The sequence below is a fragment of the Ruegeria sp. HKCCD7181 genome, from assembly GCF_057221055.1.
Window position 1 is genome coordinate 200,891 of record NZ_JBWVBC010000008.1, and the last position, 23,974, is coordinate 224,864.

General features: G+C 56.5%; 26 protein-coding genes and 2 tRNA genes. 9 read left to right on the forward strand and 19 right to left on the reverse strand.

The genetic code is table 11. The features are described from left to right. Positions 1–79 precede the first annotated feature (79 nt). Positions 80–559: an SRPBCC family protein gene (locus AC2TCY_RS16635; RefSeq protein WP_480849027.1), complete on the reverse strand. Its 480-nt coding sequence runs from the start codon at positions 557–559 to the stop codon at positions 80–82. A 178-nt stretch (positions 560–737) separates the two neighbouring features. On the opposite strand from AC2TCY_RS16635, the gene AC2TCY_RS16640 reads away from it, so the two are divergent. From AC2TCY_RS16640 to AC2TCY_RS16650, 3 genes are all read left to right on the forward strand, one after another. Beyond that, positions 738–1,049, forward strand: coding sequence for an ETC complex I subunit (locus AC2TCY_RS16640; RefSeq protein ID WP_480849028.1), 312 nt, complete (start codon positions 738–740; stop codon positions 1,047–1,049). A gap of 14 nt (positions 1,050–1,063) precedes the next feature. After that, positions 1,064–1,540: a GNAT family N-acetyltransferase gene (locus tag AC2TCY_RS16645; RefSeq protein WP_480849029.1), complete on the forward strand. Its 477-nt coding sequence runs from the start codon at positions 1,064–1,066 to the stop codon at positions 1,538–1,540. Positions 1,541–1,561: 21 nt separating this feature from the next. Beyond that, a tRNA-Arg gene (locus tag AC2TCY_RS16650) sits at positions 1,562–1,638 on the forward strand. 909 nt (positions 1,639–2,547) lie between these two features. Here the strand turns inward: AC2TCY_RS16650 and AC2TCY_RS16655 are convergent. The 7 genes from AC2TCY_RS16655 to AC2TCY_RS16685 all read right to left on the reverse strand — a co-directional run bounded on the left by AC2TCY_RS16655 (position 2,548) and on the right by AC2TCY_RS16685 (position 9,156). Continuing rightward, complete coding sequence (locus AC2TCY_RS16655; RefSeq protein ID WP_480849030.1) at positions 2,548–2,967, reverse strand: DUF4345 domain-containing protein; 420 nt, start codon at positions 2,965–2,967, stop codon at positions 2,548–2,550. Positions 2,968–2,974: 7 nt separating this feature from the next. Then, positions 2,975–3,796, reverse strand: a complete 822-nt coding sequence (locus tag AC2TCY_RS16660; RefSeq protein WP_480849031.1) for an SDR family oxidoreductase — start codon at positions 3,794–3,796, stop codon at positions 2,975–2,977. 143 nt (positions 3,797–3,939) lie between these two features. Beyond that, positions 3,940–4,794 (reverse strand): SDR family NAD(P)-dependent oxidoreductase, encoded by an 855-nt coding sequence (locus AC2TCY_RS16665; protein WP_480849032.1) that lies wholly within the window; start codon positions 4,792–4,794, stop codon positions 3,940–3,942. Position 4,795: 1 nt separating this feature from the next. Then, positions 4,796–6,196, reverse strand: a complete 1,401-nt coding sequence (locus AC2TCY_RS16670) for an aldehyde dehydrogenase family protein (protein WP_480849034.1) — start codon at positions 6,194–6,196, stop codon at positions 4,796–4,798. A gap of 409 nt (positions 6,197–6,605) precedes the next feature. Beyond that, positions 6,606–7,613 (reverse strand): tyrosine-type recombinase/integrase, encoded by a 1,008-nt coding sequence (locus AC2TCY_RS16675; RefSeq protein ID WP_480849035.1) that lies wholly within the window; start codon positions 7,611–7,613, stop codon positions 6,606–6,608. Positions 7,614–7,743: 130 nt separating this feature from the next. Next, a tRNA-Val gene (locus AC2TCY_RS16680) sits at positions 7,744–7,819 on the reverse strand. Between the two features lie 83 nt (positions 7,820–7,902). Next, the gene (locus tag AC2TCY_RS16685; RefSeq protein WP_480849036.1) at positions 7,903–9,156 is read right to left on the reverse strand and encodes an aminotransferase class V-fold PLP-dependent enzyme; all 1,254 of its coding nucleotides are present in this window, start codon (positions 9,154–9,156) and stop codon (positions 7,903–7,905) included. 179 nt (positions 9,157–9,335) lie between these two features. On the opposite strand from AC2TCY_RS16685, the gene modA reads away from it, so the two are divergent. Genes modA through modC form a run of 3 tightly spaced genes read left to right on the forward strand, consistent with a single transcriptional unit; the run spans position 9,336 to position 11,909 of the window. Beyond that, positions 9,336–10,106 (forward strand): molybdate ABC transporter substrate-binding protein, encoded by a 771-nt coding sequence (modA, locus tag AC2TCY_RS16690; protein WP_480849038.1) that lies wholly within the window; start codon positions 9,336–9,338, stop codon positions 10,104–10,106. Positions 10,107–10,110: 4 nt separating this feature from the next. Continuing rightward, positions 10,111–10,803 (forward strand): molybdate ABC transporter permease subunit, encoded by a 693-nt coding sequence (modB, locus tag AC2TCY_RS16695; protein ID WP_480849039.1) that lies wholly within the window; start codon positions 10,111–10,113, stop codon positions 10,801–10,803. Next, the gene (gene modC, locus AC2TCY_RS16700; protein ID WP_480849040.1) at positions 10,800–11,909 is read left to right on the forward strand and encodes a molybdenum ABC transporter ATP-binding protein; all 1,110 of its coding nucleotides are present in this window, start codon (positions 10,800–10,802) and stop codon (positions 11,907–11,909) included. The genes modB and modC overlap by 4 nt, the downstream gene beginning before the upstream one ends. Here the strand turns inward: modC and AC2TCY_RS16705 are convergent. After that, positions 11,906–12,823: a Hint domain-containing protein gene (locus tag AC2TCY_RS16705; protein ID WP_480849042.1), complete on the reverse strand. Its 918-nt coding sequence runs from the start codon at positions 12,821–12,823 to the stop codon at positions 11,906–11,908. The genes modC and AC2TCY_RS16705 overlap by 4 nt on opposite strands. Position 12,824: 1 nt before the next feature. Next, a complete protein-coding gene (locus AC2TCY_RS16710) occupies positions 12,825–13,337 on the reverse strand; it encodes a toxin-activating lysine-acyltransferase (RefSeq protein WP_480849043.1) in 513 nt (170 codons plus the stop codon). A 192-nt stretch (positions 13,338–13,529) separates the two neighbouring features. Between AC2TCY_RS16710 and AC2TCY_RS16715 the strand changes: the two genes are divergently transcribed. Beyond that, a complete protein-coding gene (locus AC2TCY_RS16715; RefSeq protein WP_480849044.1) occupies positions 13,530–13,943 on the forward strand; it encodes a hypothetical protein in 414 nt (137 codons plus the stop codon). A gap of 3 nt (positions 13,944–13,946) precedes the next feature. On the opposite strand, the gene hemF is transcribed toward AC2TCY_RS16715, so the two are convergent. Genes hemF through clpS form a run of 4 tightly spaced genes read right to left on the reverse strand, consistent with a single transcriptional unit; the run spans position 13,947 to position 17,028 of the window. Continuing rightward, the gene (hemF, locus tag AC2TCY_RS16720) at positions 13,947–14,831 is read right to left on the reverse strand and encodes an oxygen-dependent coproporphyrinogen oxidase (protein ID WP_480849045.1); all 885 of its coding nucleotides are present in this window, start codon (positions 14,829–14,831) and stop codon (positions 13,947–13,949) included. Positions 14,832–14,836: 5 nt separating this feature from the next. Then, the gene (locus AC2TCY_RS16725) at positions 14,837–15,637 is read right to left on the reverse strand and encodes an SDR family NAD(P)-dependent oxidoreductase (RefSeq protein WP_480849047.1); all 801 of its coding nucleotides are present in this window, start codon (positions 15,635–15,637) and stop codon (positions 14,837–14,839) included. A 37-nt stretch (positions 15,638–15,674) separates the two neighbouring features. Next, the gene (locus AC2TCY_RS16730) at positions 15,675–16,640 is read right to left on the reverse strand and encodes a class I SAM-dependent methyltransferase (protein WP_480849049.1); all 966 of its coding nucleotides are present in this window, start codon (positions 16,638–16,640) and stop codon (positions 15,675–15,677) included. Positions 16,641–16,686: 46 nt separating this feature from the next. After that, positions 16,687–17,028 (reverse strand): ATP-dependent Clp protease adapter ClpS, encoded by a 342-nt coding sequence (gene clpS / locus AC2TCY_RS16735; protein WP_480849051.1) that lies wholly within the window; start codon positions 17,026–17,028, stop codon positions 16,687–16,689. A 92-nt stretch (positions 17,029–17,120) separates the two neighbouring features. Here clpS and AC2TCY_RS16740 point away from each other — a divergent pair, with 92 nt between their 5' ends. After that, positions 17,121–17,822 carry an HAD family hydrolase gene (locus AC2TCY_RS16740; RefSeq protein ID WP_480849052.1) on the forward strand — a complete coding sequence of 234 codons (702 nt, stop codon included), beginning with the start codon at positions 17,121–17,123 and terminating at the stop codon, positions 17,820–17,822. A gap of 250 nt (positions 17,823–18,072) precedes the next feature. After that, positions 18,073–19,485: a D-alanyl-D-alanine carboxypeptidase family protein gene (locus AC2TCY_RS16745; RefSeq protein ID WP_480849054.1), complete on the forward strand. Its 1,413-nt coding sequence runs from the start codon at positions 18,073–18,075 to the stop codon at positions 19,483–19,485. A 70-nt stretch (positions 19,486–19,555) separates the two neighbouring features. Here the strand turns inward: AC2TCY_RS16745 and AC2TCY_RS16750 are convergent, their stop codons facing one another. From AC2TCY_RS16750 to AC2TCY_RS16770, 5 genes are all read right to left on the reverse strand, one after another. Beyond that, on the reverse strand, positions 19,556–20,803 hold the full coding sequence (locus AC2TCY_RS16750; RefSeq protein ID WP_480849056.1) for a hypothetical protein: 1,248 nt from the start codon (positions 20,801–20,803) through the stop codon (positions 19,556–19,558). A gap of 170 nt (positions 20,804–20,973) precedes the next feature. After that, positions 20,974–21,735, reverse strand: coding sequence for a LamB/YcsF family protein (locus tag AC2TCY_RS16755; protein ID WP_480849058.1), 762 nt, complete (start codon positions 21,733–21,735; stop codon positions 20,974–20,976). 12 nt (positions 21,736–21,747) lie between these two features. Further along, positions 21,748–22,746 (reverse strand): 5-oxoprolinase subunit C family protein, encoded by a 999-nt coding sequence (locus AC2TCY_RS16760; RefSeq protein ID WP_480849059.1) that lies wholly within the window; start codon positions 22,744–22,746, stop codon positions 21,748–21,750. Further along, complete coding sequence (locus tag AC2TCY_RS16765; RefSeq protein WP_480849061.1) at positions 22,743–23,483, reverse strand: 5-oxoprolinase subunit B family protein; 741 nt, start codon at positions 23,481–23,483, stop codon at positions 22,743–22,745. The genes AC2TCY_RS16760 and AC2TCY_RS16765 overlap by 4 nt, the downstream gene beginning before the upstream one ends. A 275-nt stretch (positions 23,484–23,758) precedes the next feature. Continuing rightward, positions 23,759–23,974, reverse strand: a 216-nt coding sequence (locus AC2TCY_RS16770) for a hypothetical protein (RefSeq protein WP_480849063.1), incomplete at its 5' end; no start/stop codon positions are given.

Here is a 23,974-nt window from a genome sequence, read left to right on the forward strand (position 1 = left end):
TTGGCTCCGGGGTCAGGCCTCTACATTTGTTCTTATTTTGTCCACTTGCAAGGCCTGATCCGGCTTGGAAACCGCAGTTTCAATAATAGGCAAACTGGCCGTCAGGAATTTGTTCCGAATGCACCTTTTCTGCGAGCGCTTTCAGGTTGCCATCCAATACCCGGCCCATCATCGCCTTCAACAGTGTTTGCCCAATCAGCCAACCCAAGGGGCCGTACTTCATCTGATAATCCATACTCCAGATGACCCGTGAATGGCTGTTTGCAAGCGGTTCAATGGCGATGGCTGCGTGTGCTTCGGTCAAAGGCATTGCCGACATCTCGGATAAACGAACGCGATAGCCTCGGTTAACTCGCCACTCTGTGACTTCTTCGACAAGCGAGGTTCCGTTCTCAAAATGGCAGCGCCGTTTTGATCCGATGCCAATTTGAGCATTAGTCAAAGCATCCACGGATTTTACTTGCGGTGCGAATTCGTCGATATGCATGAACCGGCTCAGAATGGCCCAGATGGCATCGGGCTGAGCATCTATTTCCAAGCTTCTTTTGTAGTGGATCATCTTTTTGTCCTCATCCTGGGGGAGTGCATTTCATAAATGACCCTGATGACAGTTTCTGGCATTAGAAGAGTTGCGCACTGCCTGAACGGCAGTTTCAGGGCCGCGACAATTGCCACCTTGTCCCGGCTCGCGCCCTGACGCATAAACAAGCCCAGCAACGTGAGTACGGAGAGGCGAAATGCGCGCACGGATTTACCAGCCCGCAAGAAATGCGATGACTTCTGGGATGGCCAAGACCCGCAAGTGGGTTCTGGAATACGCCCCTGCATCGGCGCGCGAAGTTGATCCACTGATGGGCTGGACCTCTTCCAAGGACACGCAGACTCAGGTGCGCCTGAAATTCGATACCAAAGAAGAAGCGCTGGATTATGCCAAGGACAATGGCATCGATGCGCTGGTCAGCGAACCGCATAAGCGCAAACCGAATCTACGGGCGCGCGGGTATGGCGAAAACTTCGCCACCGACAGGCGTGCACCCTGGACTCATTAATCGAGAATCGTTGAATGATCGAAATTCGCGAGGCTGATCCCACATCGGACGCGCTGCGCCCGGTGATCGAATCCCATTTTATGCATGGCGAAGCCGCAGGCCCTGCTGAAAGCAACCACACTTTGGACGCCGAATCTTTGGCTGACCGGGATATTCAGTTCTGGGCAGTTTTCGAAGATGAAAAAGCACTGGGTTGTGGTGCGCTCAAGGTTTTGCCTGACGGGACGGCTGAGGTGAAGTCTGTGCATATGCTGGCCCAGGCGCGCGGACGTGGTCTGGCGCGGCAGATGATGTCGCATCTGGCGGATCTGGCACATAGTGAAGGTGTTTCTGCACTGGTTCTGGAAACTGGTGCCGCGCACCTGCCCGAATATGACGCGGCCCGTAAGCTCTACGAGGCACTGGGTTATTCTTATTGCGGGCCGATTTATGGGTACGAAGCCGATCCGAACAGCGCCTTCATGCGCTTGGCACTTGAACCTCGCCCCTAAAAGCAGCAAGAAGGGCTCAGCGGTCCCGTAGCTCAACTGGATAGAGCAGCTGACTTCTAATCAGCAGGTTGAGGGTTCGAGTCCTTCCGGGATCGCCATTTTTATCAATGAGTTATGTGGCATCTCAAGGTTTTTGCGTTTTGTCTGGCTACCACCAGGCTACCACCGTTTAAGATTTCGCGCGATTATTGGCAGTCAGATCGGGTATCAATCCATCCCCGCGCCCCGCAGGGGCAAGTGGCTCCGTCGCACCAACTCGGCAGAGTTCAGGCTCCATGAAAGGCAAGGGACGCTCCTGCTAGGTCGGCGGGTGATCAACGCCCCCTGAGCACAGATTATTGCGTGGTAGCTTCAAATTGCCTGTAACTTTTGAAACTCTGTTACCACTACATTTAAACTATTGTTTTCACTTACTTATATTGGCTCTACTTGGTTACAAAAGGAGTTACAGATATTTCGATCCGTTACGCATAAGTAATTGATTTTATTTGATAAGCGGTTTCGTAACCCCCCCCTTAAACTTGACACGCGAAAAAATCTCATTACCTCCGCCGGTCCCTTGCTTAGTGCCCCGAGCTTTTCATGCCCCCCAACCCATGGGCTTTTTTCCATGACGCTGGCCGAGCGAAAATAAAGGCATACCCGCCGGTTAAGGTAATTGGGCACTAAAAATAGCATACCCCCGGTAGGTGGCTGAAATCCCCAATAGAAAGATTAAATTTCGGGGTCCTTGATTATTCAAGGCAATGTGCCACCTCGCCGCCGGTCGAAGGCTGGATATTTGTGCGCGACAAAGCCACTTGCCCATGCCGGGCGCGGGGAAAGAAAGTAAGCGTTGCTCTGGCCACCTATCTCGCCCCTTAACCCGACGTTGACAGATCATCCTATCACGAGATGCTGCGCCACGTCCGAGGTCCGCTTAGCGGACGAAGCCGACCTCCCGCATTCCCAGACCAATGACCGCTTTAGGTCGGTCCACCAACCGGACACACCATACCTATTTGCAATCACAGCTTTCGATGCGGAGCCCGAAACACGAGCCACCAAAGCATGAGCGGCGCGATGATCAGTTCTGACAAGAGCCCAGCACAAACCAAGGCAAGACCCAACGGGGCTTCTGGCATCCCGTATTGAATGATGGAAAGCACACGGCCCAGGCCGCCAAGTGCCACAATCGAAAGCAGTGCGATCATGGCTGGCCAGTATCGGTTCATATCTCGAATAAAGAGCAGAAACAGGACGCCGACACCGAACCAAAGACCTGCAAAGAACCGAAAGAGGTTGTCTGCCATCGGATCACCGAACGCCTGTTCTGGTAGCGTCGATCCGAACACCTTGAGAGATGCGAGGCCCTGGATCAGGTCATTTGCTCCAGTGAGAAACGCGATGGCTGCAAATATGTAGATGCCGATGGTAAACAGTCTCATGGTATCCTCAGAGGCCCATATTTCCACGAACCATGGCAAGGTATTCGGGGTCGTCCATGGCCTTGCGGGCCGCAATGATCTGTTCTGCGTCGGCCCCTGCGATGTAGCGCAACTGGTCGGTGCCGTCGGTCGCTGCTTTCCAGATGGCTTCAGCCACGACAATTGGCTCTGATGGCTGACTGCCTGCCTGCTGCATTCCGGCCATGACTTTCTCGACAAAGGGGCCGTATTCGGTCTGCGCCGGATCGATGTCGAACATTGTGTTGACGGTTTCAGCAAAGTTGGTGGCGATCATGCCTGGCTCGATCATTTTGACCTTCACGCCGATTGCGGACAGCTCAAACGAAAGCGCTTCCGACATCCCTTCAACCGCGAATTTCGACCCGTGATAGAGCGTGCCGAGCGGGAAGGTAATTTTGCCGCCCATCGACGAGATGTTGATGATCGTCCCCTCGCCGCGTTCCCGCATATGCGGCAGAATTGCCTGGGTGCAGAGCAGCGGGCCAATGACGATGACGTCGAACTGCATGCGGATTTTGTGCTCTGGCGTCGCTTCCAGAATACCGTATGCGCCATAGCCAGCGTTGTTCAGCAACACGTCGATGGAACCGAACCGCTCGATCCCTGCCGCAACCGCAGTCGTGATTGTATCGAGCTTGGTCACATCTAGAGCAACCACCAACACGTTTTCGAGCGCATTCAGTTCAGCGTCGTCTTCTGGAGCGGAACGAACCGTCGCGACGACGTTCCAATCCTGCTCTTGGAAGAATTGCGCGGTCATCCGACCGATACCAGTGCTACAGCCGGTGATGAGGATCGTCTTTGTCACACGGTTTCTCCTTCGGAATCCATTTCGTTCAGGGCCGGTTCCAGCCCGACCATTTCGCGGCACAACTCGACCAAGCGCTTTGCTTTGTTCATGTCTCGCGCATTGGGGTTCGGGGATTGCATCGGCCAGCCGCCGTTGCGGCATTACTTATCCCGGTAAAGGACGCTGGACTGGCTGAAGTAGGCACCTGAGTGATTGGGCGCGTCGTTGGAAAGCAGCAAATGCAATGAGGTTTGCGCCGAAGCCCAATTGCTGTCGCTCATGGATCGGGTGAGCGGGCGGGCGATTGCCATCAACGTGCGTGTGAAAAAACCACCGCCAGACCCGAAATTTGATCGCGCCCATCCGGGATGGATCGACGCTGTGGTGACGCCGGTCCCTTGCAGTCGGTTGCCGAGTTCCAGTGCATAGAGCACGGAGGCGAGCTTGGCCTCGCCATAGGCGTCAAAGGCACTGTAGTTGCGAGACACCCAGTCTAAGTCATCGAAGTTCAGATCGTAGCGTTTCGACGGGCTGTTAGCATGCACAACTGAAGAGACGATCCCGATCCGCGACGGGGCCGAAGCCTTCAACACATCGAGCAGCAGTTCAGTCATCAGGAAGTGCCCATAGACGCTGGCGGCCATGGTCATCTCCAAACCATCCTTCGTACGCTTGGCCTCATTGCCCATGATGACGGCACCTGCATTGCACATTAGGCCGTCCAGCCAGGGGTGACGGGATTTGAATGCACCGACGAAGTCGCGCACCGATTGCAGATCAGCCAGATCGCAGCAGATGACCTCGGAGCTGCCATGCAGATCGGCAAACGCCTTGGCTTCCACCTCGCCAGCCTCAACGCGGCGACAGGCCATGACGACATGCGCGCCCTGCTTCACCAATTGCCGGGTCGTTTCTAGACCGACACCCGAATTCGCACCAGTCACGACATAGGTTTTGCCGGACAGGTCCTTGGCAAGGTCCGAAGGATCGACCCATTTGGTGTTCTTACGGGCCACCTCAGAAGTCCTTTCCGTGCATGCCGTCGACCACCATTTGTCCGGCCAGTTTGGCAAAACGGCCCCAGCCCTGATCGACGGAGAATTTCGAGGCGTTGACCAGCAAGTGGTCAACCTGCTTACGATTTGTGAGCTGGAAAGTCTGCGCACCAAAATCGTCAATGATGACGGATTTAACGATGTTCTCGAAGTTCAGCCCATTGCCGAAATTGCCGACGCCGGAGACAAAATCTTCGATGGTTTCGCCACATCCGCCCCAGGTCAGATAGGCGTTGAGCCAGATATTGGGCGAGATGTTGTTCACCGCGATCCCGCCGTAGTTCAACGCGCGCACAGCCTGGTGCACACGGTCTTCGTTCGCTTTTAACGTGTCGGTGTCGACCAGCACCATGCAACCGAGCGAGCCAAGCAGCTTGTCATTGCAGAACGCCGTCGCTTTGGTGAGGAAGTCGTCGACATCGTTTTTGGTATCCAGCGGCAACTCGCTGAAGACTTGGCAGAAAGCCTCATTCGCCACCGCAAAATCATCTTCGCCAATGCCGGGAATGAACACGAAGTCGCTGTTGGGGTGTGCGCCGTTCTCTGGCTTCAACACCTCTGCCGTCGGCTGGTTTTCAAGGAACGCCTCCTTGGTCTTGTCCACGCCGGGATAATAGGTCGCGGTGCCGAACGTATCTTCGGCGATGGCCTTGCGCAGGGCTGTGATGAATTGCTCACGCTGGGGCCAGTTCTTTGATGCGATGACCGTTTGAGGACGTCCGCACACGGCCCCGCCGTTCAGCTTTCCGGCAGAGGCAATCTGGATCGCCCAATGCTTGATTTCCTTGTCGGTCCATTTGCCCGGCACAACGATACAAGGGTTGTTGCCGCCGCATTCGGACACGAGCGGTGCACTGGCCGCATCCTGAATGGCGTGTGCAACGCCCGTCGACCCGGTGAAGTAAATGGCGTCTAGGCCTTCCAGTGCAGACATTTCGCGGCCCTGATCAGCGTCAATGAAGGCAAGTGCCTTTCGCTCGATCAGCGGGGCGAAGATTTTAGCCCACACCGCATCGCTGGCCTCGTTCAACTGATGCGGCTTGTGAATGACAGCCTTGTTTTCAAGAAACAGCGCCATGGCCATCTCAATCGACGAGCTGTAGTTCCCCGCACCCGAAACGGCGATCACTCCAGCGGGCTTATCGAGCGGGCTGACTTGTTTGGGTTTGCCTGCGATATGAAGATAGCCGCGCGCCTTTCCCGCGAGCAGTTTGTCCTTGCGGTGGATCGGGAAGACATCAACCTCATAAAGATCGTCTCCGATTTCTTGTATGCCATTGGCTTGAGGCATGGGGCATGCAAGCCTCCTGTGTTTGGTCCATTGGACCGGTTTGGGGAATGCGCTCTGGTGGATACCGAGCAAATGGAAATGCCCCGTTGGGGCGTTTTTTGGGAGAAAATCCCGGCGAACACGCAATGGCTAAACTAGAGGGATAAATAGCCCTCTTTTCAGTACCTTTGCTTACAGGTTGGCGTGATTTTGTGTTTATTAATATGCGCTTAGCGAGCACTTACTCCACTCGCATTGGAGCGAGGGAAGCCCATGTCCATAACGCGACCCGATCAACACCAAGAAAGCGAAACCTATTTGCTCACATGACGGAGGGGTTTTGCTTCACTGAGAGGCGGTTGACGCCTGTATGTTCATAAGAGGGAGGGTTAGAGCCCTTGCCAAATGTGCGAAGGGGCACTTTTGTTGCAAGATAGGGAACAGGGTGGTCCAAGCTGGCGCATTTGGAGACTGCGACCACCCTGCGTTGCATCAAGGCAATCTATGCAAGTTCTACGGCGGCCAGCTTTGCCACGATGTCATCGGTTTGTAGGTGGGTATAACGCATCAGCATCCGCAAATCCCGATGCCCGCTGATCATCTGGACCTGCGCTAGTGACAACCCGCTTTCCACAAAGCGCGATACCGCCTCGTGCCGAAGATCATGAAATGTCAGGTCGACCACACCTGCACGTTGTCTGAGGCGTTCAAAGGCTAATCGCACAGAGTTACCAGACAGGGGGAAACAACGGTCCTCTCTGCGTGGCAGGCTCATCAATACGGCAACGGCATTCGGGCTGAGAGGCACTGTACGGGCGCGACCGTTTTTTGTTTGCGGCAAGAACACTGTCCGACGCTCAAGGTCTACATGCCTCCATTGTATCGACAGTAATTCCCCGCGTCGCATCCCGGTCGCCAAAGCCAGCGTCAGCAACGGCTTCATAAAAGGAGACCGAGCTTGGTTCACGGCACCCAACAAAGCCTGCCATTCTCCGTGCTGCAATCGTCTCTCGCGGCGGTTGTCGATCTTGGGTCGCCGGACATGCTTGACCGGGTTCCCCTGTGGCAGGTTCTGCCCCCAATCCTCACAGGCGACATCAAGGGCGTGTTGCATCCAACCCAGTTCCCTCACCACAGTCGCCGCCTTCATGGATTTAACGCGCTGGTCACGATAGTGGACAAAGTCAGCGGACCGCAGCTTGTTGACCTTCATATCGGCCAGCCTGCGACACTTCCTCAAGAACCCGGTGATTGCATAGCTTTCGTTGTTCGCGCACCGTTTTGCGCTCGTGACGTTATCTCGGTATTTTCGCAGCACTTCACCAAGTGTCATCGCGGATGCGTTCACACTAAGGTCTGGGGTTAGCAATCCCCTGTCGGCGCTCAACTCCGTCTCACGAGCCCACTTCGTCGCATCGGCACGCTTTATAAAGGACTTGGATCGGGATTGCCCGTCCTTACGAACCGTCGCCTGCCACTTTCCGCTAGGCCGTTTTACGATTGTTGCCATGGCCCATATCTCCTGTGTTGGAGACATCTTTTCTGTCTAAGTGCAGCGGAGGCGCAGCGGACACAGTTTCATGCGCAGCAACGCAAAAGGTGCTAGTCGCGTAAGACCTTGATACATTGCGGGGAAAGGATGGTGGGTGATGAGAGACTCGAACTCCCGACATCTTCGGTGTAAACGAAGCGCTCTACCAACTGAGCTAATCACCCGTGAGGGGGGATTTAGCCAAGCCAGCGGGCAGGCGCAAGAGGGTTGGCAGAATTTCTTTGCGTCAATTGCGTAATGTGTCGGATCAGGGCGTTATATCCTTGATAGCGGCCAGCAGTTGGGCGACCTCGTGTTCGGTGTTGTAGTGACATAGCGAAATGCGGACACAATCGTTCAGCCCCAGCGGGTCCAGAACATTGCCGCTGTAGTGATCGGCCTTGCGCGTATGGGTGCGGATGCCTTGCGCGTTCAACAGCGCAACCACCTGAGCCGAGGGGATGTCGCGCACTGTAATGGAAACCAGCCCTTCACGCGCCGCATTATCGGCACCGGCCAGGATCGAGACATGATCCATGTCGCGCAAACCTGGCAAATTGCCCGTGCCGTTGATCATCGCTTTGGTCAGATGGGTTTCATATGCGTGAATCGCTTTTCCGGCAGCCCGTAGCCTGTCGCCGCGTTCCGCAGAATCACTTACCTGCGCACCCAGCCAGTCGAAATACGACACGACGTCAGACATTGTGGCATAGGCGCCTGTATCTCGCGTGCCGAATTCCCACCCATCGGCCGGGGCATCGATCAGCTGGTCATGGGGTAGGGATGTCAGCCTGTCGGAAATCCAGGCGATTCCATAACCGTGGCGAGAGAAAACTTTGTAGGGTGAGATCGCATAGCCATCCACTTGGTAACTGTCGATATCCATCTGACCGTGGGCCGCGTGCTGAATACCGTCAACGATGATGAAACACTCAGGCGAAACTGTACGGATAGCTTTGGCGATGGCAGCAACATCCATGCCCATACCGGTGACTGGGGACGCATGCAGGATCGTTGCCACTGTCACGTCCGGAGTCATGAACGCCGTGTAATCGTCGGCAGTAACCAGCCCGGTGGCATCGTCATGTGGGACGTTAACGTAGTCCAGTCCGGCAATCCCGGCCCAACGGCGGGCGGCGCTGCGGCTGGCAGGGTGTTCGATCGAGCTGCCGATGACTTTGCTGCCCGCAGGAGCGTTTACACAGGCAGTGCGGATCATGCGGAACAACAACTCGGTACCGCTTTCACCCACAAAGAACTGACCAGATGAGGCGTTCATGAAGACAGATAGGTCGGCCTTGGCCGTGTTGATGATATCGACTAACGCATGGCTGGCCGCGTTCTCGCGGCCTTGGTTGTCTGGGATGGCTGCAAATTTCGCGGATGTCTCGGCAACTTTATTCAGAGTCAATGCACCACCGGCATTTTCAAAGAAAATGCGCGGGCCCTGAAACGGACAAGTTTCGACATGAGCGAAACGGGCACGGATTTCGTCGATAAGTCCGGGGGTCTGATGCAACATGAGCTAGGTCCTTTGGTCTGCAGCGGTAGCTTCAGCCTGAATTAAGCGCAGGATCAATCCCGTTTGCGACAGATTCTATAAGCTTTGGCAGCGGGCTAAGTCTGCAAAGGGCCTTGCCTGTCCGGTGCCGCCTCCGATATGCCCGTGGGGACTGCAACCCTCTGAACCGGAGGCACAAGATGACCGGCGTCTGCCGCTGTCTGATCGCCGCTTTGGCCTTTTGCGCTGTGCTGGCGGCTCCGATTCGAGCCGGCGCAGAAAGTGTGTTGGTGTTTGCAGCAGCCAGTCTGAAGACAGCCTTGGATGAACTGGCCGTCGAGTTTGAGCAGGAGACCGGGCAGCAGGTAACAGTCTCCTATGCTGCGTCCTCGGTTCTCGCGCGGCAGATTCAACTGGGTGCGCCTGCGGATCTGTTCATCTCCGCCAATGTAGACTGGATGGACGTGCTGCAGCAGGATCAGTTGATCGACCCTGTTTCTCGAGTGGATTTGCTCGGTAACGAGCTGGTTTTGATCGGCGCGCAAAGCGCAGAAAGGACCGAGATTGGCCCTGATTTCAACCTGCAAGCCAAGTTGGATGGCGGTTACCTTGCAATGGCGCTGGTCGATGCGGTCCCTGCGGGGATCTATGGCAAGGCAGCTTTGCAGGGATTAGGTTTGTGGGACGGTGTCCATACGCGTGTCGCGCAGGCAGACAATGTGCGCGCTGCTCTCGCCTTGGTAGCAACGGGAGCCGCGCCTTTGGGGATCGTCTATCAGTCCGATGCGCGGGTCGAAGACAGAGTGCAGGTTGTCGCGCTCATACCATCTGATCTGCATCCGCCGATCATCTACCCTGCAGCATTGACCAGTTCGGCTGGACCAGAAGCCCGGAACTTTCTGTCTTACCTGCAATCGGACCAGGCGAAATCTGAATTTCTGAGGCAGGGGTTCTCCCTGCCTGACGGGTAGTCGAATGGATTGGTTGGGACCAGCAGAGGCCGAAGCGCTGCGGTTGTCGCTGCGTGTGTCCTTTTGGGCCACGCTTGCTACTTTGCCCTTTGGGATTTTCATTGCTTATGCACTTGCAAGATGGCGTTTCCCCGGTCGTCAGGTGCTGAACGGTCTGGTGCATTTGCCACTGATCTTACCGCCGGTGGTCACGGGGTATCTGTTGCTGCTGACCTTTGGTGTGCAGGGGCCCCTCGGCAAATTGTTGGCAGAGTTCGGTATCGTGGTGGCGTTCCGCTGGACCGGAGCTGCATTGGCTGCGGGGATCATGGCCTTTCCCTTGATGGTGCGCGCAATTCGCCTGTCGATCGAGGCAGTGGACCCTCGGCTCGAGGAAGCCGGCGCAACACTTGGGGCTTCACGGTTACTGGTTTTCGCCACGGTGACTTTGCCGATGATCCTGCCCGGTGTGATCGCGGGCGCCATTTTAGCCTTTGCCAAAGCGATGGGAGAATTTGGAGCAACCATTACCTTCGTCTCGAATATTCCCGGGCAGACGCAGACCCTTCCTTCGGCAGTCTACGCATTCTTGCAGGTTCCGGGAGGTGAGGCTGCTGCAACACGTTTGGTCATCATTTCGATCGTCATCGCGATGGGGGCGTTGTTGTTGTCAGAGTATGTCGGCCGCCGCGTGGCGCAAAGGGTGGCCGGGTCATGAGTCTGTCCGTGCGCCTGAACCATCAACTGCCAGGGATCGCTTTGGACTTGGATTTCGACGCACCGCCGGGTGTGACGGTTCTGTTCGGACGTTCAGGATCTGGCAAGACAACTGTGGTCAACGCGGTTGCCGGGTTGTTGCGGCCAAATGCCGGGCGCGTCGCAGTCGGAGACTGGGTTCTGTTCGATACGAACAAAGGCGTGTGGTTACCGCCGCATCGACGGCGTTTGGGATATATCTTTCAGGAAGGAAGATTATTCCCTCACCTGACCGTACGCCAGAATTTAGCTTATGGTCGCTGGTTCGCACCCCGTAAGGAACGCCGGGAAAACCCGGACCGTGTGATCGAGATGCTGGGGATCGGGCACCTGCTGAACCGTCGCCCGGCGATGCTGTCAGGGGGCGAGAAGCAGCGGGTCTCTATCGGGCGAGCATTGCTGGCCAGCCCTCGCTTGATCCTCGCGGACGAGCCGCTGGCCGCACTGGACGATGCGCGAAAGGCAGAAATCCTACCTTATTTCGAGCGGCTGCGCGATGAAGTCTCGGTGCCAATTCTATACGTCACACATTCCGCCGCCGAGGTAGCCCGGCTGGCAACCTCTGTAGTGGCGTTACAGGATGGTAAGGTCCTGCGCCACGGACCGGCGTCGGACGTGCTGGCGGACCCCTCTGTTGCGCCTGCCGGCGTACGCGCCGTTGGTGCTCTGCTGCAGGTAAAAGTCGCAGCGCATCACGCAGACGGGTTATCCGAACTCGAGGCTGGCGACGCGCGGTTGTTCTTGCCACGTATCCCGCACCAGATTGGCGAACCGCTGCGTATTCGCATCCCGGCTCAGGAGGTGATTCTGTCCAGTAAGCCACCAGAGGGCTTGTCTGCACTGAATGTGCTTGAAGGCCGGGTCGAGGCGGTACGGTCCGGCGAAGGCCCGGGGGCAATCGTATCGGTCCAAACTTCGGCAGGTGTCGTATTGGCGCGTGTCACCCGGCGTTCAGTTGCTGCATTGGGTCTGCAACCGGGCAGCCCATGCCATGCTGTCATAAAAACCGTGGCGCTGGCGCCGCAGGATGTGGGCGGGCGTATTTCCAGAGAAAACGGGGCGGGCTAGACGAGTGCGCGCGCCTCATGCTCGCGCAGGACCAAGCGGGCAGCGCGTCCAAAGCTCATGCCGTTGGGTGCTGCTTGATCGGGATAAATTGCGGCCAATTCCTGCAGCGCCTCTGACGACAAGGTGTGCAGCGCCTCTTCGCCCAGAAACAGGCTTTCAGCCAATGCGCCTTCGGCAGTCAGGATTTCATGGCGGTCAAGCAGGATGTGCAGGTATTCGATGGGCCGATCCGACGTATCGATCGATATACCGGGCCAGCCACACAAGTGTTTGGCTGCGACCAGAACTTCGGGCGCACCGAACAGCAGATCGACTTTCGGACCGCTCACCAGAATGCGGTGCTGTTGCGAAACCAGCAGATCGCGCGCCGGAGTGTTTCGCCCAAGGCTGCCGGCCGTGATCCGAACCGGTCGCATGTCGGGATTGTCCCTTAATCGATCTGAACCGAGTTTGCTGCTTTCGATCCATCGGATTGGCTGCAATCCGTTATCCGCAGTCATTACTTCGTCACCGACACTGAGCGTTTCGATGGCGCGTGACCCATCCGCTGCATCGATCAGCGTACCCGCGGTAAAACACACGCCTTCGATCGTGATGGTGACCTGCTGAGTCTGAGTGTACGGCTGAGCCCCAAGGATAAAGGTCTGAACGTCTCCTGAAACCTGAACGGTAAACGTGTCGGTAACGACTTGGTTGTCCAGCAAGCTGTCGAAAAAGGCGGGGTCGACTGTGTAGGTCCAATCCCCTGTCACCGGGTCGATACTCGCCGTGCCGTGGGCGGGAGGGGTTTGAATCGCCCAGGTCTCAGAGAGGATTGGAAAGTTGCCGCTCACGTCCAGATCACCAGTGGCCTGGTTGGGCGGCTCTCCTGTCACGAATCCTGTTGTATCGCCGCTGATCGTGATCGAGACCATCTTATGCTCCCTCCTGTTTCAGCGTCTGCGCGAATTCCTTTTTCTTAAATAAACGCATATGTATTTCACCCGCGTCGTCCCGGGTCCATTCGACGATCCGGTTGCGGGTCAGGTCACTGTCCATTCGGTTGGTCCGCACACGCGGATGCGGAATTTCACGCTTGAGAATATCCACCATCTGGTTGGTTTGTCCAAACGGCGCGACAAAGTCGACGATCCAGAAGGAGGAACCGCAGGTGAAGTCCTTGTCGGTCAGCGGTTTTTCCTGAACCGCGTATCTGTATTCCGCCTCGGGGCTGAGACCCGCAAAAGTGACAAAGCCGCGGGGAAAGCCGTTCTGGCGGAAGATGTGGTACTGGCCCAACCGCAAAGGCGTTTCAAAGGCGTAAAGCACCTGCGCCAGTCGTCGTTGCTGGTGCGTTTTCGTCAGTGCCGCAAGGTAAAACAACGCGCCAAAATCGGCGTATTTTTCCGGTGTCAGATCGAACCAGTCTTTAGGAAACGACGTTTGCACACAGCACCCCGGAAACTTCTACTTCAGAAATAATAGCGCTCATCACATTCAATCATAGTGTTTTTGCTAGTTTAAGCAGCTTGGGGATGACAGTGTTGCGAGACGGACATTTTACAAAGTCCTTGCCTGCTGCCTGTTCAGTCTGTTCTCTGGAGAGACAGGTTTTTTGATTTTGTCACTTTGGGGTGAGCAATGAAGCGTATTTCGAAAGCGATTCTTTTAATCGCAGTGATGCTGCCGCCGGGATTGGCGCAGGCTGTCGGATTTGGTGTTGGCATCCGAATGGGATACCAAACCGAGGTCACGCCTCTGGAAAATGGGGTTTACGAAGTGAGGGCCATCAGCTCATCCGCGCCGGTAGCCTTTTGGTGCGGAATCGGAGATTTCGCGATCCGCACACTGCGCACAAAGTCCTCGCAGCGCATCTATATATCGCGCGCCTACGAGCGTGGCACAAAGACGGTTCAGTTCACGCTGACTCCACCGCCCGGGGTCGACACAAACCCCGGCTATTCCATCACCGTAAAGCGCGTAGGTGAGAACATGTCGGCAGCATCAGCATGGCGCTATTGCACTGACAACTTTATGATGGATAGGCGGTTCTGAAAATCATACCCATTTGGCCAGCGGAGGCAGGCTCATAAGAACGGCATCCGGATCGTGCCCGGTTTCAAGCCCGAATTTCGTGCCCCGGTCATAGACCAGATTATACTCGGCGTAGAGGCCGCGATGCACCAGCTGGGTGTTTTTGTCTTCGTCCGAAAAGCCCTGCTCACGGCGCTTTTCGACTAAAGGAAGAAAGGCTGGCAGAAACGCGCGGCCAATATCCTGCGTCAGGGCAAAATCCGACTGCCAGTCGCCGGTGCAATAATCATCCATGAAGATACCGCCGACACCGCGCGCCCGTTTGCGGTGGGGGATATAGAAATACTCGTCCGCCCAGTCTTTCAGGCGCGGGTAGTGACCGGGGCCATGTGGGTCCAGATGTGCCTTTTGCGTAGCATGGAAATGCGCCGTGTCATCGTCATATTCGATGCAGGGGTTCAGGTCCGAGCCACCGCCGAACCACCAGGCGTGCGGTGTCCAGAACATGCGGGTATTCATGTGAACCGCGGGTACATGCGGGTTCTGCATATGCGCAACCAGGCTGATGCCTGATGCCCAGAAACTTGGATCTTCGCTCATGCCGGGAATGCCTTTGCGAGCAGCCATTGCCTGTTGCGCGCGTTCACCCAGGGTGCCGTAAACAGTCGAGACGTTGACGCCAACCTTTTCGAAGACACGCCCGCCCCGCATGACCGACATTAACCCGCCACCGGCATCGGATCCGTCCTCGGACTGGCGCGTGGTCTCTTTGACTTCGAACCGGCCTGGTTTTGCATCGGAAAACGGACCGCTATCGTGGCTGTCCTCGAGTGCCTCAAACGCCGCGACAATGTCATCACGCAGTTGACGGAACCACACTGAAGCAGTGGATTTTTCAGTTTCAAACATGGGTCTCAATGGGCTGGAGCGGCGACCGGGTCCAGCAGGGTGCGGCCACCGTCGATGGTCAGAATTTGTCCGGTCATGAAACCCGCCGCGTCAGAGGCCAAAAACTGTGCGGTTTCGACCAGCTCGTTCGGCGCGGCAATGCGGGCCAATGGTGTGTGTTTTTCGATGTCGTCGCGGAAATCGCGGTTGTCCTTCAGCGTTGATTGCAACGATGCACTCATAACCGATCCCAGCGCGATTGAATTTACCCGGATGCGGTTTGGGGCCAGCGCCACGGCCAATGACCGGGTCATCTGATCCAGCGCAGCGGTCGATACCGAATATGCCATCAGATCGGGGTGCGTGCGCCGGGCCGCGATGGACGACAGGTTGATGATGGAACCCGCAGGGTTCTCGTCGTCGTCCCCGGCCTGCTTGATCATACGCTTGGCGATCAGCTGGCTGAGACGCAGGGCCGGCATCAGATTTTGGTTCAGAAGTGTGCGAACCGAATCGTCCTCCATGTCCAGCGGGTCCGAAGGTATTACCTGCCGTGATCCGTTGACCAGTATGTCTACTTGATCAAAGGCATCCAGGGTGGCTGAAAGCAAATTGGCGATCGTCAACTTTTCACGCAAGTCCCCTGTAAAGTACCTGATATTACCGTCATCAGCCTGATCGCCCAGCTCTTCTGCCAGTCGCTTTTCATCCATGTCGGCGAACATGACATTAGCCCCGGCATCCGCAAAATGGCGCCCGATGGCCAGACCGATTCCACTGGCGCCCCCGGTCACGATCGCTGTCTTGCCAGTTATGGAAAAGGACATGGGCTTTCTCCTGAGTTGCGGGGCACGTTAGCCGGGATTACCGACGAGGGCGAGAGGCATGAAACACCTTGAACCGATTGTTGCCGGCAACCTCGTCGACGCGGAGAAACACCTCGGTCAGAGCGGTCTCGTAAGGCAGGTAGCGGTTGGCGACCATCCACAGACCGCCTGCGCGGGCCAGATTGCGTGCTGCGGAGGTGATGAACCCCCGGCCCAAAGCAGGATCAGCGGCGCGGGACGTATGGAAGGGCGGGTTCATGACGACCGTGTCCAGAGGTTCCGGGGCTGTCCACGTGACAGCATCTGCCCAATGGAACTGCGCCCGTTCGTCCGCGATATTGTCGCGTGCACAAGCAAGTGCCACGTGATCAGCCTCGACCATATGTAGACTGCGAATTTTGTCATCTACCAGAAGCTGAGCAGACAGAAAGCCCCAGCCTGCACCCAGATCAGCGACCCGTGACCCCAGCTTTTGAGGCAGTGCTTTGGCCAGCAAAGCAGACGCCGGATCAATCCCGTCGGCGGAAAATACGCCGGGCGCGGTTCGAAACCCATCCACCTGTTGCCGGTCCGGTGCCGCCCAATCTGCAAAAGCCTGTTCGTTGGACTGGAACCAGAAGATCTTGCCATGTGCCTTAGAGATTGGCCCTTCGATGGAAACCCGTTTGCGAACATCCTTCAGCACGCTGTCGATGCCATCCGTCTTGGCGCCGTCTACAACGACAACACCGCTGGCTCGGGAACATGTCTGACTGATCAGCGCACGCGCCAGCGCTTTTGCGCGCGGCAGGAAAACGACAGCATCTTTGCAGGAGGTTTCCGACTCGGGTTTGGTATCGAAACCCAATGAGGCAAAATGATCGTGAAACGGCCGGAAGGGTTGTACAATCTCGGTCTCCCTCGAAAGGGCTGACAGGTCGTGCTCGGGCGTCGCTCCGATTACGGACAGCGGCCCTGACAGGCTCAGGCCGGTATCCAGTGCAAGGCTGAGGCGAGGGGACATTACTAAATCCAGCAGGCGGAGCGGATCAGGCGCCAAACAGGCTGCCTTACTCTTCGCGTTCCATTGTGCATTGCAGGGGGTGCTGATGGCGGCGCGCAAAGTCCATCACCTGACCCACCTTGGTTTCTGCGATCTCGTGACTGAAGACGCCAACCACGGCTACGCCCTTCTTATGGACCGTCAGCATAATCTCGAACGCCTGCGCGTGGGTCATGCCAAAGAACCGTTCCAACACGTGAACGACGAATTCCATCGGTGTGTAATCGTCGTTCAGCAACAGCACCTTGTACAGCGGCGGGCGTTTGGTCTTTGGACGCGTCTGTACCAGGACCGACGTGTTGTCATCCTCGTCCGATTTGTCAGACATCATCCACGGGGTTTCGAGCATTGCCTTAAAGAATCCGTTTCATGCTTCGGTTTGTGTCAGGGCTTATATAACGTCAGGTCAGTCAGAGAAAAGAGAAACCGGACGGAATCAGAATGAGTAACAGGCTGACTATAATCGGTTTCGATGCCGATGACACGCTATGGCACAATGAGCGGTTCTTTCAGCTCACACAGGCGTATTTCGCCGAGCTGCTGGCCGACCACGCAGAACGTGACCACCTGATGGAGCGGTTGCTGGCCGCGGAAAAACGCAACATCCGACACTATGGATTTGGGGTGAAGGGGTTCACCCTGTCGATGATTGAAACGGCAATCGAGGTGACCGATGATCGCGTTCCCGCCTCGGTAATCCGGCGTTTGATTGAGGCCGGACAAGAGATGCTCGCCTATCCGATTGAGCTTTTGCCACACGCCCGCGAAGCGATTGAAGAAGTCGCCCGCTTGCAAAAAGTGGTACTGATCACCAAGGGGGACCTAATCGATCAGGAGCGGAAGCTGGCGCAATCAGGCTTGGGAGAATTGTTCGACGCGGTCGAAATTGTGTCGGAGAAAGTGCCCGAGACCTACCGGTCTATTTTTGCACAACATGGAGACGGCCCGGCTTCGGCGATGATGGTGGGCAATTCCATGCGATCCGATGTGGTGGCACCCATACAGGCCGGATGCTGGGGCGTCTACGTGCCTCACGGACATGTCTGGGAAGTAGAGAAAGCCGAAATACCAACCGGGAATCCGCGCTACCGCGAATTGATGGATCTGAGCGAACTGGCCGAACTTGTTCGGGCACTGTGCTAATGTTGCGGTTTGGCCTCAGTTTCCAAAAAAGCGCGGCTGGTCTGATCTTGGTGCCTTATTTTGTCGCTGGTGTGGTGGGTTGGCAGTCGATGCGCACAATATATAGGGGTGCCTAGGCGGCCAAAACATTCGCGTGAAATTCCAGCTTTCGGTTTATTTCATTGGGCCTCTGTGCTAGCCTTGTTCGTAATAAAATAATTTTAGCTGACCGGGAAAACCCGGCGGCGCGAGGCAGACAGAGGCAAAGATCGTGCAGATTCGGCGGACAGTTCCGGCCCGAACGGGCTTTCTCTTTATAGCATTCGTGTGGCTGCTTGTTATTGCGCCACTGAAGGTCGCGGCGGCCCCCTACGCGGCAATGGTAATTGATGCGCGTACCGGGGAGGTTCTGCATTCCCGCAACGCGGATACCCGGCTGCACCCGGCGTCCCTGACCAAAATGATGACCCTCTATATCGCGTTCGAGGCGGTGCGAAATGGTGAGATCACACTGGACACACCGGTCCGGATCACAAAGAAAGCCGCGTCCGAGCCTCCTTCCAAGCTGGGTTTGAGATCGGGACAGACGATCGCGTTTCGCTATCTGATCCGCGCCGCAGCTGTGAAGTCTGCCAATGACGCGGCTACCGCCATCGGGATCGCGCTCAGCGGATCAGAGGCGGCGTTCGCCCGTCGCATGACACGGACGGCCAAGGCGATGGGAATGAGCCGGACGACCTTCAAGAATGCCCATGGGCTAACTGAGTCGGGGCACTTGTCCACGGCGCGCGACATGACGACTCTTGGCCGCCACCTGCTCTATGATTATCCGCAGTACTACAATCTGTTCTCGCGACAATCGACGCATGCCGGGATTAAGACAGTTCCAAATACGAACCGTCGTTTGCTCGCTGCTTACAAAGGGGCCGACGGTATCAAGACTGGCTACACCCGCGCCGCGGGTTTTAATCTTGTTGCTTCAGCCAAACGCAAGGATGAGCGTATTATTGCGACCGTCTTTGGCGGTAAGTCCGGCGCATCACGCAACGCTAAAGTGGCCGAGTTGCTGGATATGGGCTTCCGCCGTGCACCGTCGCGCGCTCCGATCCGCAAGCCTGCGCGGCCAGTTTATGCAGGGAATGCTGGATTGGGCGCAGTGGTCGCAAGCCTGACCGGAGCGCCCAAGTCCAGCCTGCGTCCGGTTCTGCGACCGGGGGCTGGTGCTGCCGTACAGGTGGCTGGGGCCGTAGCCGAAACCGCTGTCAAAAATGGGGCTCGCATTCAAAATGGTATCGCTGCTGCCATTGCAGCTGCGGATATCGCGCCTTCAAACGACAGTGATACACGCCCGGCTCCCCGCCCAGAGGATTTGGTGTTGGCCTCAACAGGATCAGCGCAAAAGCTCGAGCCAGAGCAAGAAGTTGTTACCCGCCTGTCCACATCGGGTGGGCACCTATGGGGCGTAAATGTGGGCCGCTATACGACGCGTTACGAGGCCGAGAAAGTCTTGTTGAAAACAGCCTTGTCGGAAATGACCACTCTGGAGGGCACTTTGCGCAAGGTTAACCAAAGTTCGCGAGGCTTTGATGCAACGTTTCAGGGCATGACTCGCGAACAAGCCGATCTGGCCTGCCGCCGTCTGCAAGCGCGAAACGTCACCTGTTTCATGATCGGGCCGTCATAAGACCCGACGTACTCTCACTCTTGAACCTTGGCTGTGAACGAAAGTTCACAGCCTTTTTCATTGTGGCGTGTCAATCAAATACGTGGCCGTGTTCGTATTGCTCGTCCTGTCCCGCAGCGGCGGTCAGGGCGGCTACATTATCCTTGGTAAAGAAACCATCATATTTGTGGCAGCGCTCGATATACTCGGTGATCAGCAAAGTGTTCTTCGAGTGCTTCGAGAAGATCTGCTTGAGGTTCGGATCATCTTTGCACTCTCCAACCACATGCGCCAGGAAAGGTACGCCTTTGTCCTTAAGCGTGTTGACGACGAAATCGACATTCTTTTCCCCCGCACCGTGATCGCCATCCTGAATCTCAACCGCCATGTGGTGCAGACGGCGTCCGAAGTTGCGCACGAAGTCCTCGGTCGGCATGGGTAGCTTGGCGAAGGAGTTCACGAAGGACGGGGTGTTGTTTGCTGTGAACACCTTGGCGGGCGATTTCTTGTCATCGTCCACGTTGGCGTTCCGGTTTACGTTGGTCGATGAGTTCATGTCGAAGATGTTGTAGGCCCCCCAAAAGTAATAGGGCACCATCGTCAGGAACTCGAGGATAGCATCTTCGCGTTCACCGGCGAGAACGCGCGTGGCCAAGTGGTCGATCCCCAGCATCAGCGGCGCAATTCTGCTGTCTGTTCCAAAGGCCTTAGCCTGATCCAGACGCGCCTGCTCATCCGCGCTTAGCAGTACCCGGTCGCCCAGCCCCAGACTGTCTGTGTCTTCAAAGTCCAGCGTGGAATATCCCACCCGATTGCAGGTGAAATCGGATGGCGTTGTAAAGCGAAACCCGTCCTGCGTGTAGAATGGGTTCTCTGTGTCACCGCTGTATTCGAACCGGATGTTCTGATCTTCAAGTGTTCCAGTAAGCGTGTTCAGATCCGAAGCCGCAAAAATCTCACCGACATAACGGGTCTGCGGAGTGTTTCGCGCCAGCGGATACATGCGGTTGATGCGCGGGATGAAGTCCTCGAACGTGTCGCTGAGAGGTGCCATCACGATCATTGCGGGGTAGTCGGGATGGGAGTGCAGGACCGAGAATTTATGGGTCAATCCAAGATAGCTGGCCGTGTGGCGATAGGGCGTCATGACGTACAATTCGACCATCGTGTCGAACAATGCAGCCGCCTCGACCTGGATCACAATCGCGCGCATAGCGCCCACCTGCTCGGCAATACCCGAGCTGGCGCGGCGTTCGTAGATCTTTGGAAGATACTCGGTGAAGAAGTCCGAGTTCTTCTTGTCACCTCGTGGCTGATAGGACATCAGGTCGAAAGACATTTGTGCCTCCTTGCGCGAAACTTGGCCGCGTTCGGGAAAGCCGGGGTCTCCCACGCGAATTACATTGCTTCAATTACAGTATTCAGAACATGCACTTGCAGGCATGCTAGGGTCTGAATCCTGTTCGGGCAACAGTAAGAAGCTGGGTCGCAGAGATTGCGCGTATCTGTCTATCGGATGAATTTCGTTACATCGACCCCACCTGCGATCAGGTTCTCGCGAACCGCGCGTGCGATCTGAACCGCGGTCGGCCCGTCGCCATGCAGACAGATCGTATCGATCGATGTTTCCAGCCGCTTTCCGCTTTCAGCAATAATGGCGCCTTCGCGAACCATGTTCAGAATGCGGGGTCCCGCAAGTTCTGGATCATGGATAACAGCGCCTGGCAGGCTGCGATCAACCAATGTGCCATCATCGTTGTAGGCGCGGTCTGCAAAGATTTCTCCCACCCATTTGCAACCGAGCTCCCGCACAGCCTTTTCCTGTTTGGTGACGGCCAGAACCATGATGATGATATCGGGATCGACATCCAGTGCGCCTTGGTAACAGGCCCGCGCCATGTCAATATCGACCGAGCACATATTGGCCAATGCCCCGTGCAGTTTCAGGTGACGCACTTTGGTTCCAATTGCAGTTGCCACACCCATTGCCGCCCCTAACTGGTACCGCACGAGATTGCGCAAGGTATCATGTGGGACTTTCATGTTGCGACGCCCAAAGCCCTGCAGATCCGGAAATCCGGGATGCGCGCCGATACCGACATCGTTTTCGGCAGCCAGGGTCATGGTTCTCGACATCACATCAGGATCACCCGCGTGAAAACCGCACGCGATATTGGCCGACGTGATGATCTGCAGCAGGCTTTCATCGTCACCCATCTTCCAGGGGCCAAAGCTTTCACCCATATCGGCGTTCAGATCAACTTGCGGCATCGGCATATCTCCTTAATCCGTGGCAGAGATTACTCCGCCAATCAATTGGTAGGACAACAGGTCGGCGATGTCATGGGGATCGCGGATCAAGGCCTCAACCCTGCCCGGTAGGCGGGCAAGGTCCGTAACAAAATCCGATTGAATTGCGACGGCCTGTTCCAGTGTCACAAATTCGAACTGCAACCGTCCTCCTGCCGGGGTTTGCGCCGCGCGGGGCAGATCGCAGGGCAGTACTGTCGCGATACGGGGATAACCGCCAGTCGTCTGGCATTCTGGCAGTAGGATGAAAGGATTTCCGGTGCCCGTCATCTGTATGTCGCCGGGGGCAATGACTTCGGAAAGCACGTTTAGCTGGCCCTTGGCTGCAAACCCATCTCCGTCACTTTCCAGTTGCATCCCCATTCGGTTGGCACGGGCACCGCGCCGGAATTCGGTTTTGGCAAACCGATCCAGGGTGGCCTGATCGAACATCGGAGTTTGAAAACTGGCGACGACCCGCAGGGCGCCACCCGAAAAACGGTCTTCCGCACGCAGTTTCCGGCCCGGCTTCCCTGCCTGATATCCGGCCGGCAGCACGTCTCCTGCCTGTAGGGCGCGGCCAACCTTAGCCGTCAGATGGGTGGACCGCGATGCCAGAAAAGGCTCGGTATCAATACCTCCGCCGACATGCAGATAGCCGTAATTGCCTTGCGAGGCCGCACCAACGTACAAACGCTGGCCCGGTTCCAGCATGTGTGACGCGTTCCATATAACCGGGCTCCCATCGATCGTTGCCTGCATTGGTGCTCCGGTCAGCGCAATCTGCGTCTGCTGTGTAGCCTCAAAGCGCCCACCCATTCCGGCCATTTCCAGTGCTGCCAGGGCAGGACTTTGACCCAACAACGCGGCTCCTTCATGCAACGCTAGAATATCCGCCGCTCCAGACCGAGACAGGCCTTGGTCTAGAAATCCCTTTCGCCCCAGATCCTGAATCGTGCAGGCGGGACCAACGCTGAGGACGGTCAGGCTCATGGTTCGATCTCCTGACAGGCCGCACTATCCGCGTGACCGGACTTGATACTTTCGAGCTCATCCCTCGATACCGACTCGAACAGCATCTCATCCCCGGGGTTCAGGGCAAAGGCCTGACGGCTTTCGGGGCGGAAACATCGAAATGCTGTCTGCCCGACATGGCGCCACCCGGTCGGAGTCGGCCCGGAAAACAGGACGAATTGCGAGATCGCCAGAACCAGCGCTCCTTCAGGCACCATCGGGGTCAGCTCTTTCAACCGGGGAATGTTGAACTCGGGGCCAAGCGGCCCGAGATAGGGTTGCCCCGGCGCAAATCCGATTGTCAGCACGCGTACCCGTGTCTGGCTAAGGCGGCGGACGGCCTCGTTTGGTGTCAAGCCGGCTGCTGCTGCTGCCTCATCCAGCTGCGGTGCGAGGTCGGTTCCGTAAACAGTGGGGACACGCCATAGCTTTCGTCCGTCGGGCAGAGGGGCGTTGTACCAATCACGTTGGTCCAGCATTTGCCGGACATGATCTTCTATTTCGACATGCGGTAGGGAGAGTGGATCGAAGCGAACATAAGCCGAAGCCAGAGACGCAGAAGTTTCAATGACACCCTCCAACCGCAGGCTGTCGACGGCGCTTCGAAAGGCCAGCGCGGCGCGGTTTGATGACTCCGTCATCGAGTCCGCGAAGGTTACCAGCAGGCCGTCGTAACCAACTGTACGCACCAGAGGAAAGGAATTGGCATGGGTCATGGTTGGCATTCAGGAAAGGTGGTGGGTTTGTCGTGTGACCTGACCGCATCTTGGGCAGATGCGCAAGGCTCTGAAACAAGTTGCCGTGTATTGGGGTGCCGTCCAGGGCGTTTATTGGAGTCATTGAGAACTCAGAATGTCTTTTTCTCGGCAGAAAATGAATCACTTCGAGCAATTCGAGTCGGGTGGCGCTTGTGTGGTGGATGTCCCGAGTCACTATATCTGGTGCAATGGTGTAGGGACCTCCGGGAGAGAGCCATAGTTGTTAGGTTGATCTATGCCGAAACAGGATGGATTCCCCTTGACCGGTAACTAGTAAATAATTGATTTAAAAAGGTTAAATAAGAAATGGCAAAAAAAATGCGCGGAATGTGATTTTCCACTTGCGGGTATTTGTAGTTATCCTTAGAACCCCCTTCACCGGCGCTGCTGAGGTGGTGCTGACACGCTGGCGAGACGGCGGGACGGGCTGGAGAGACGGTCGGACGCAT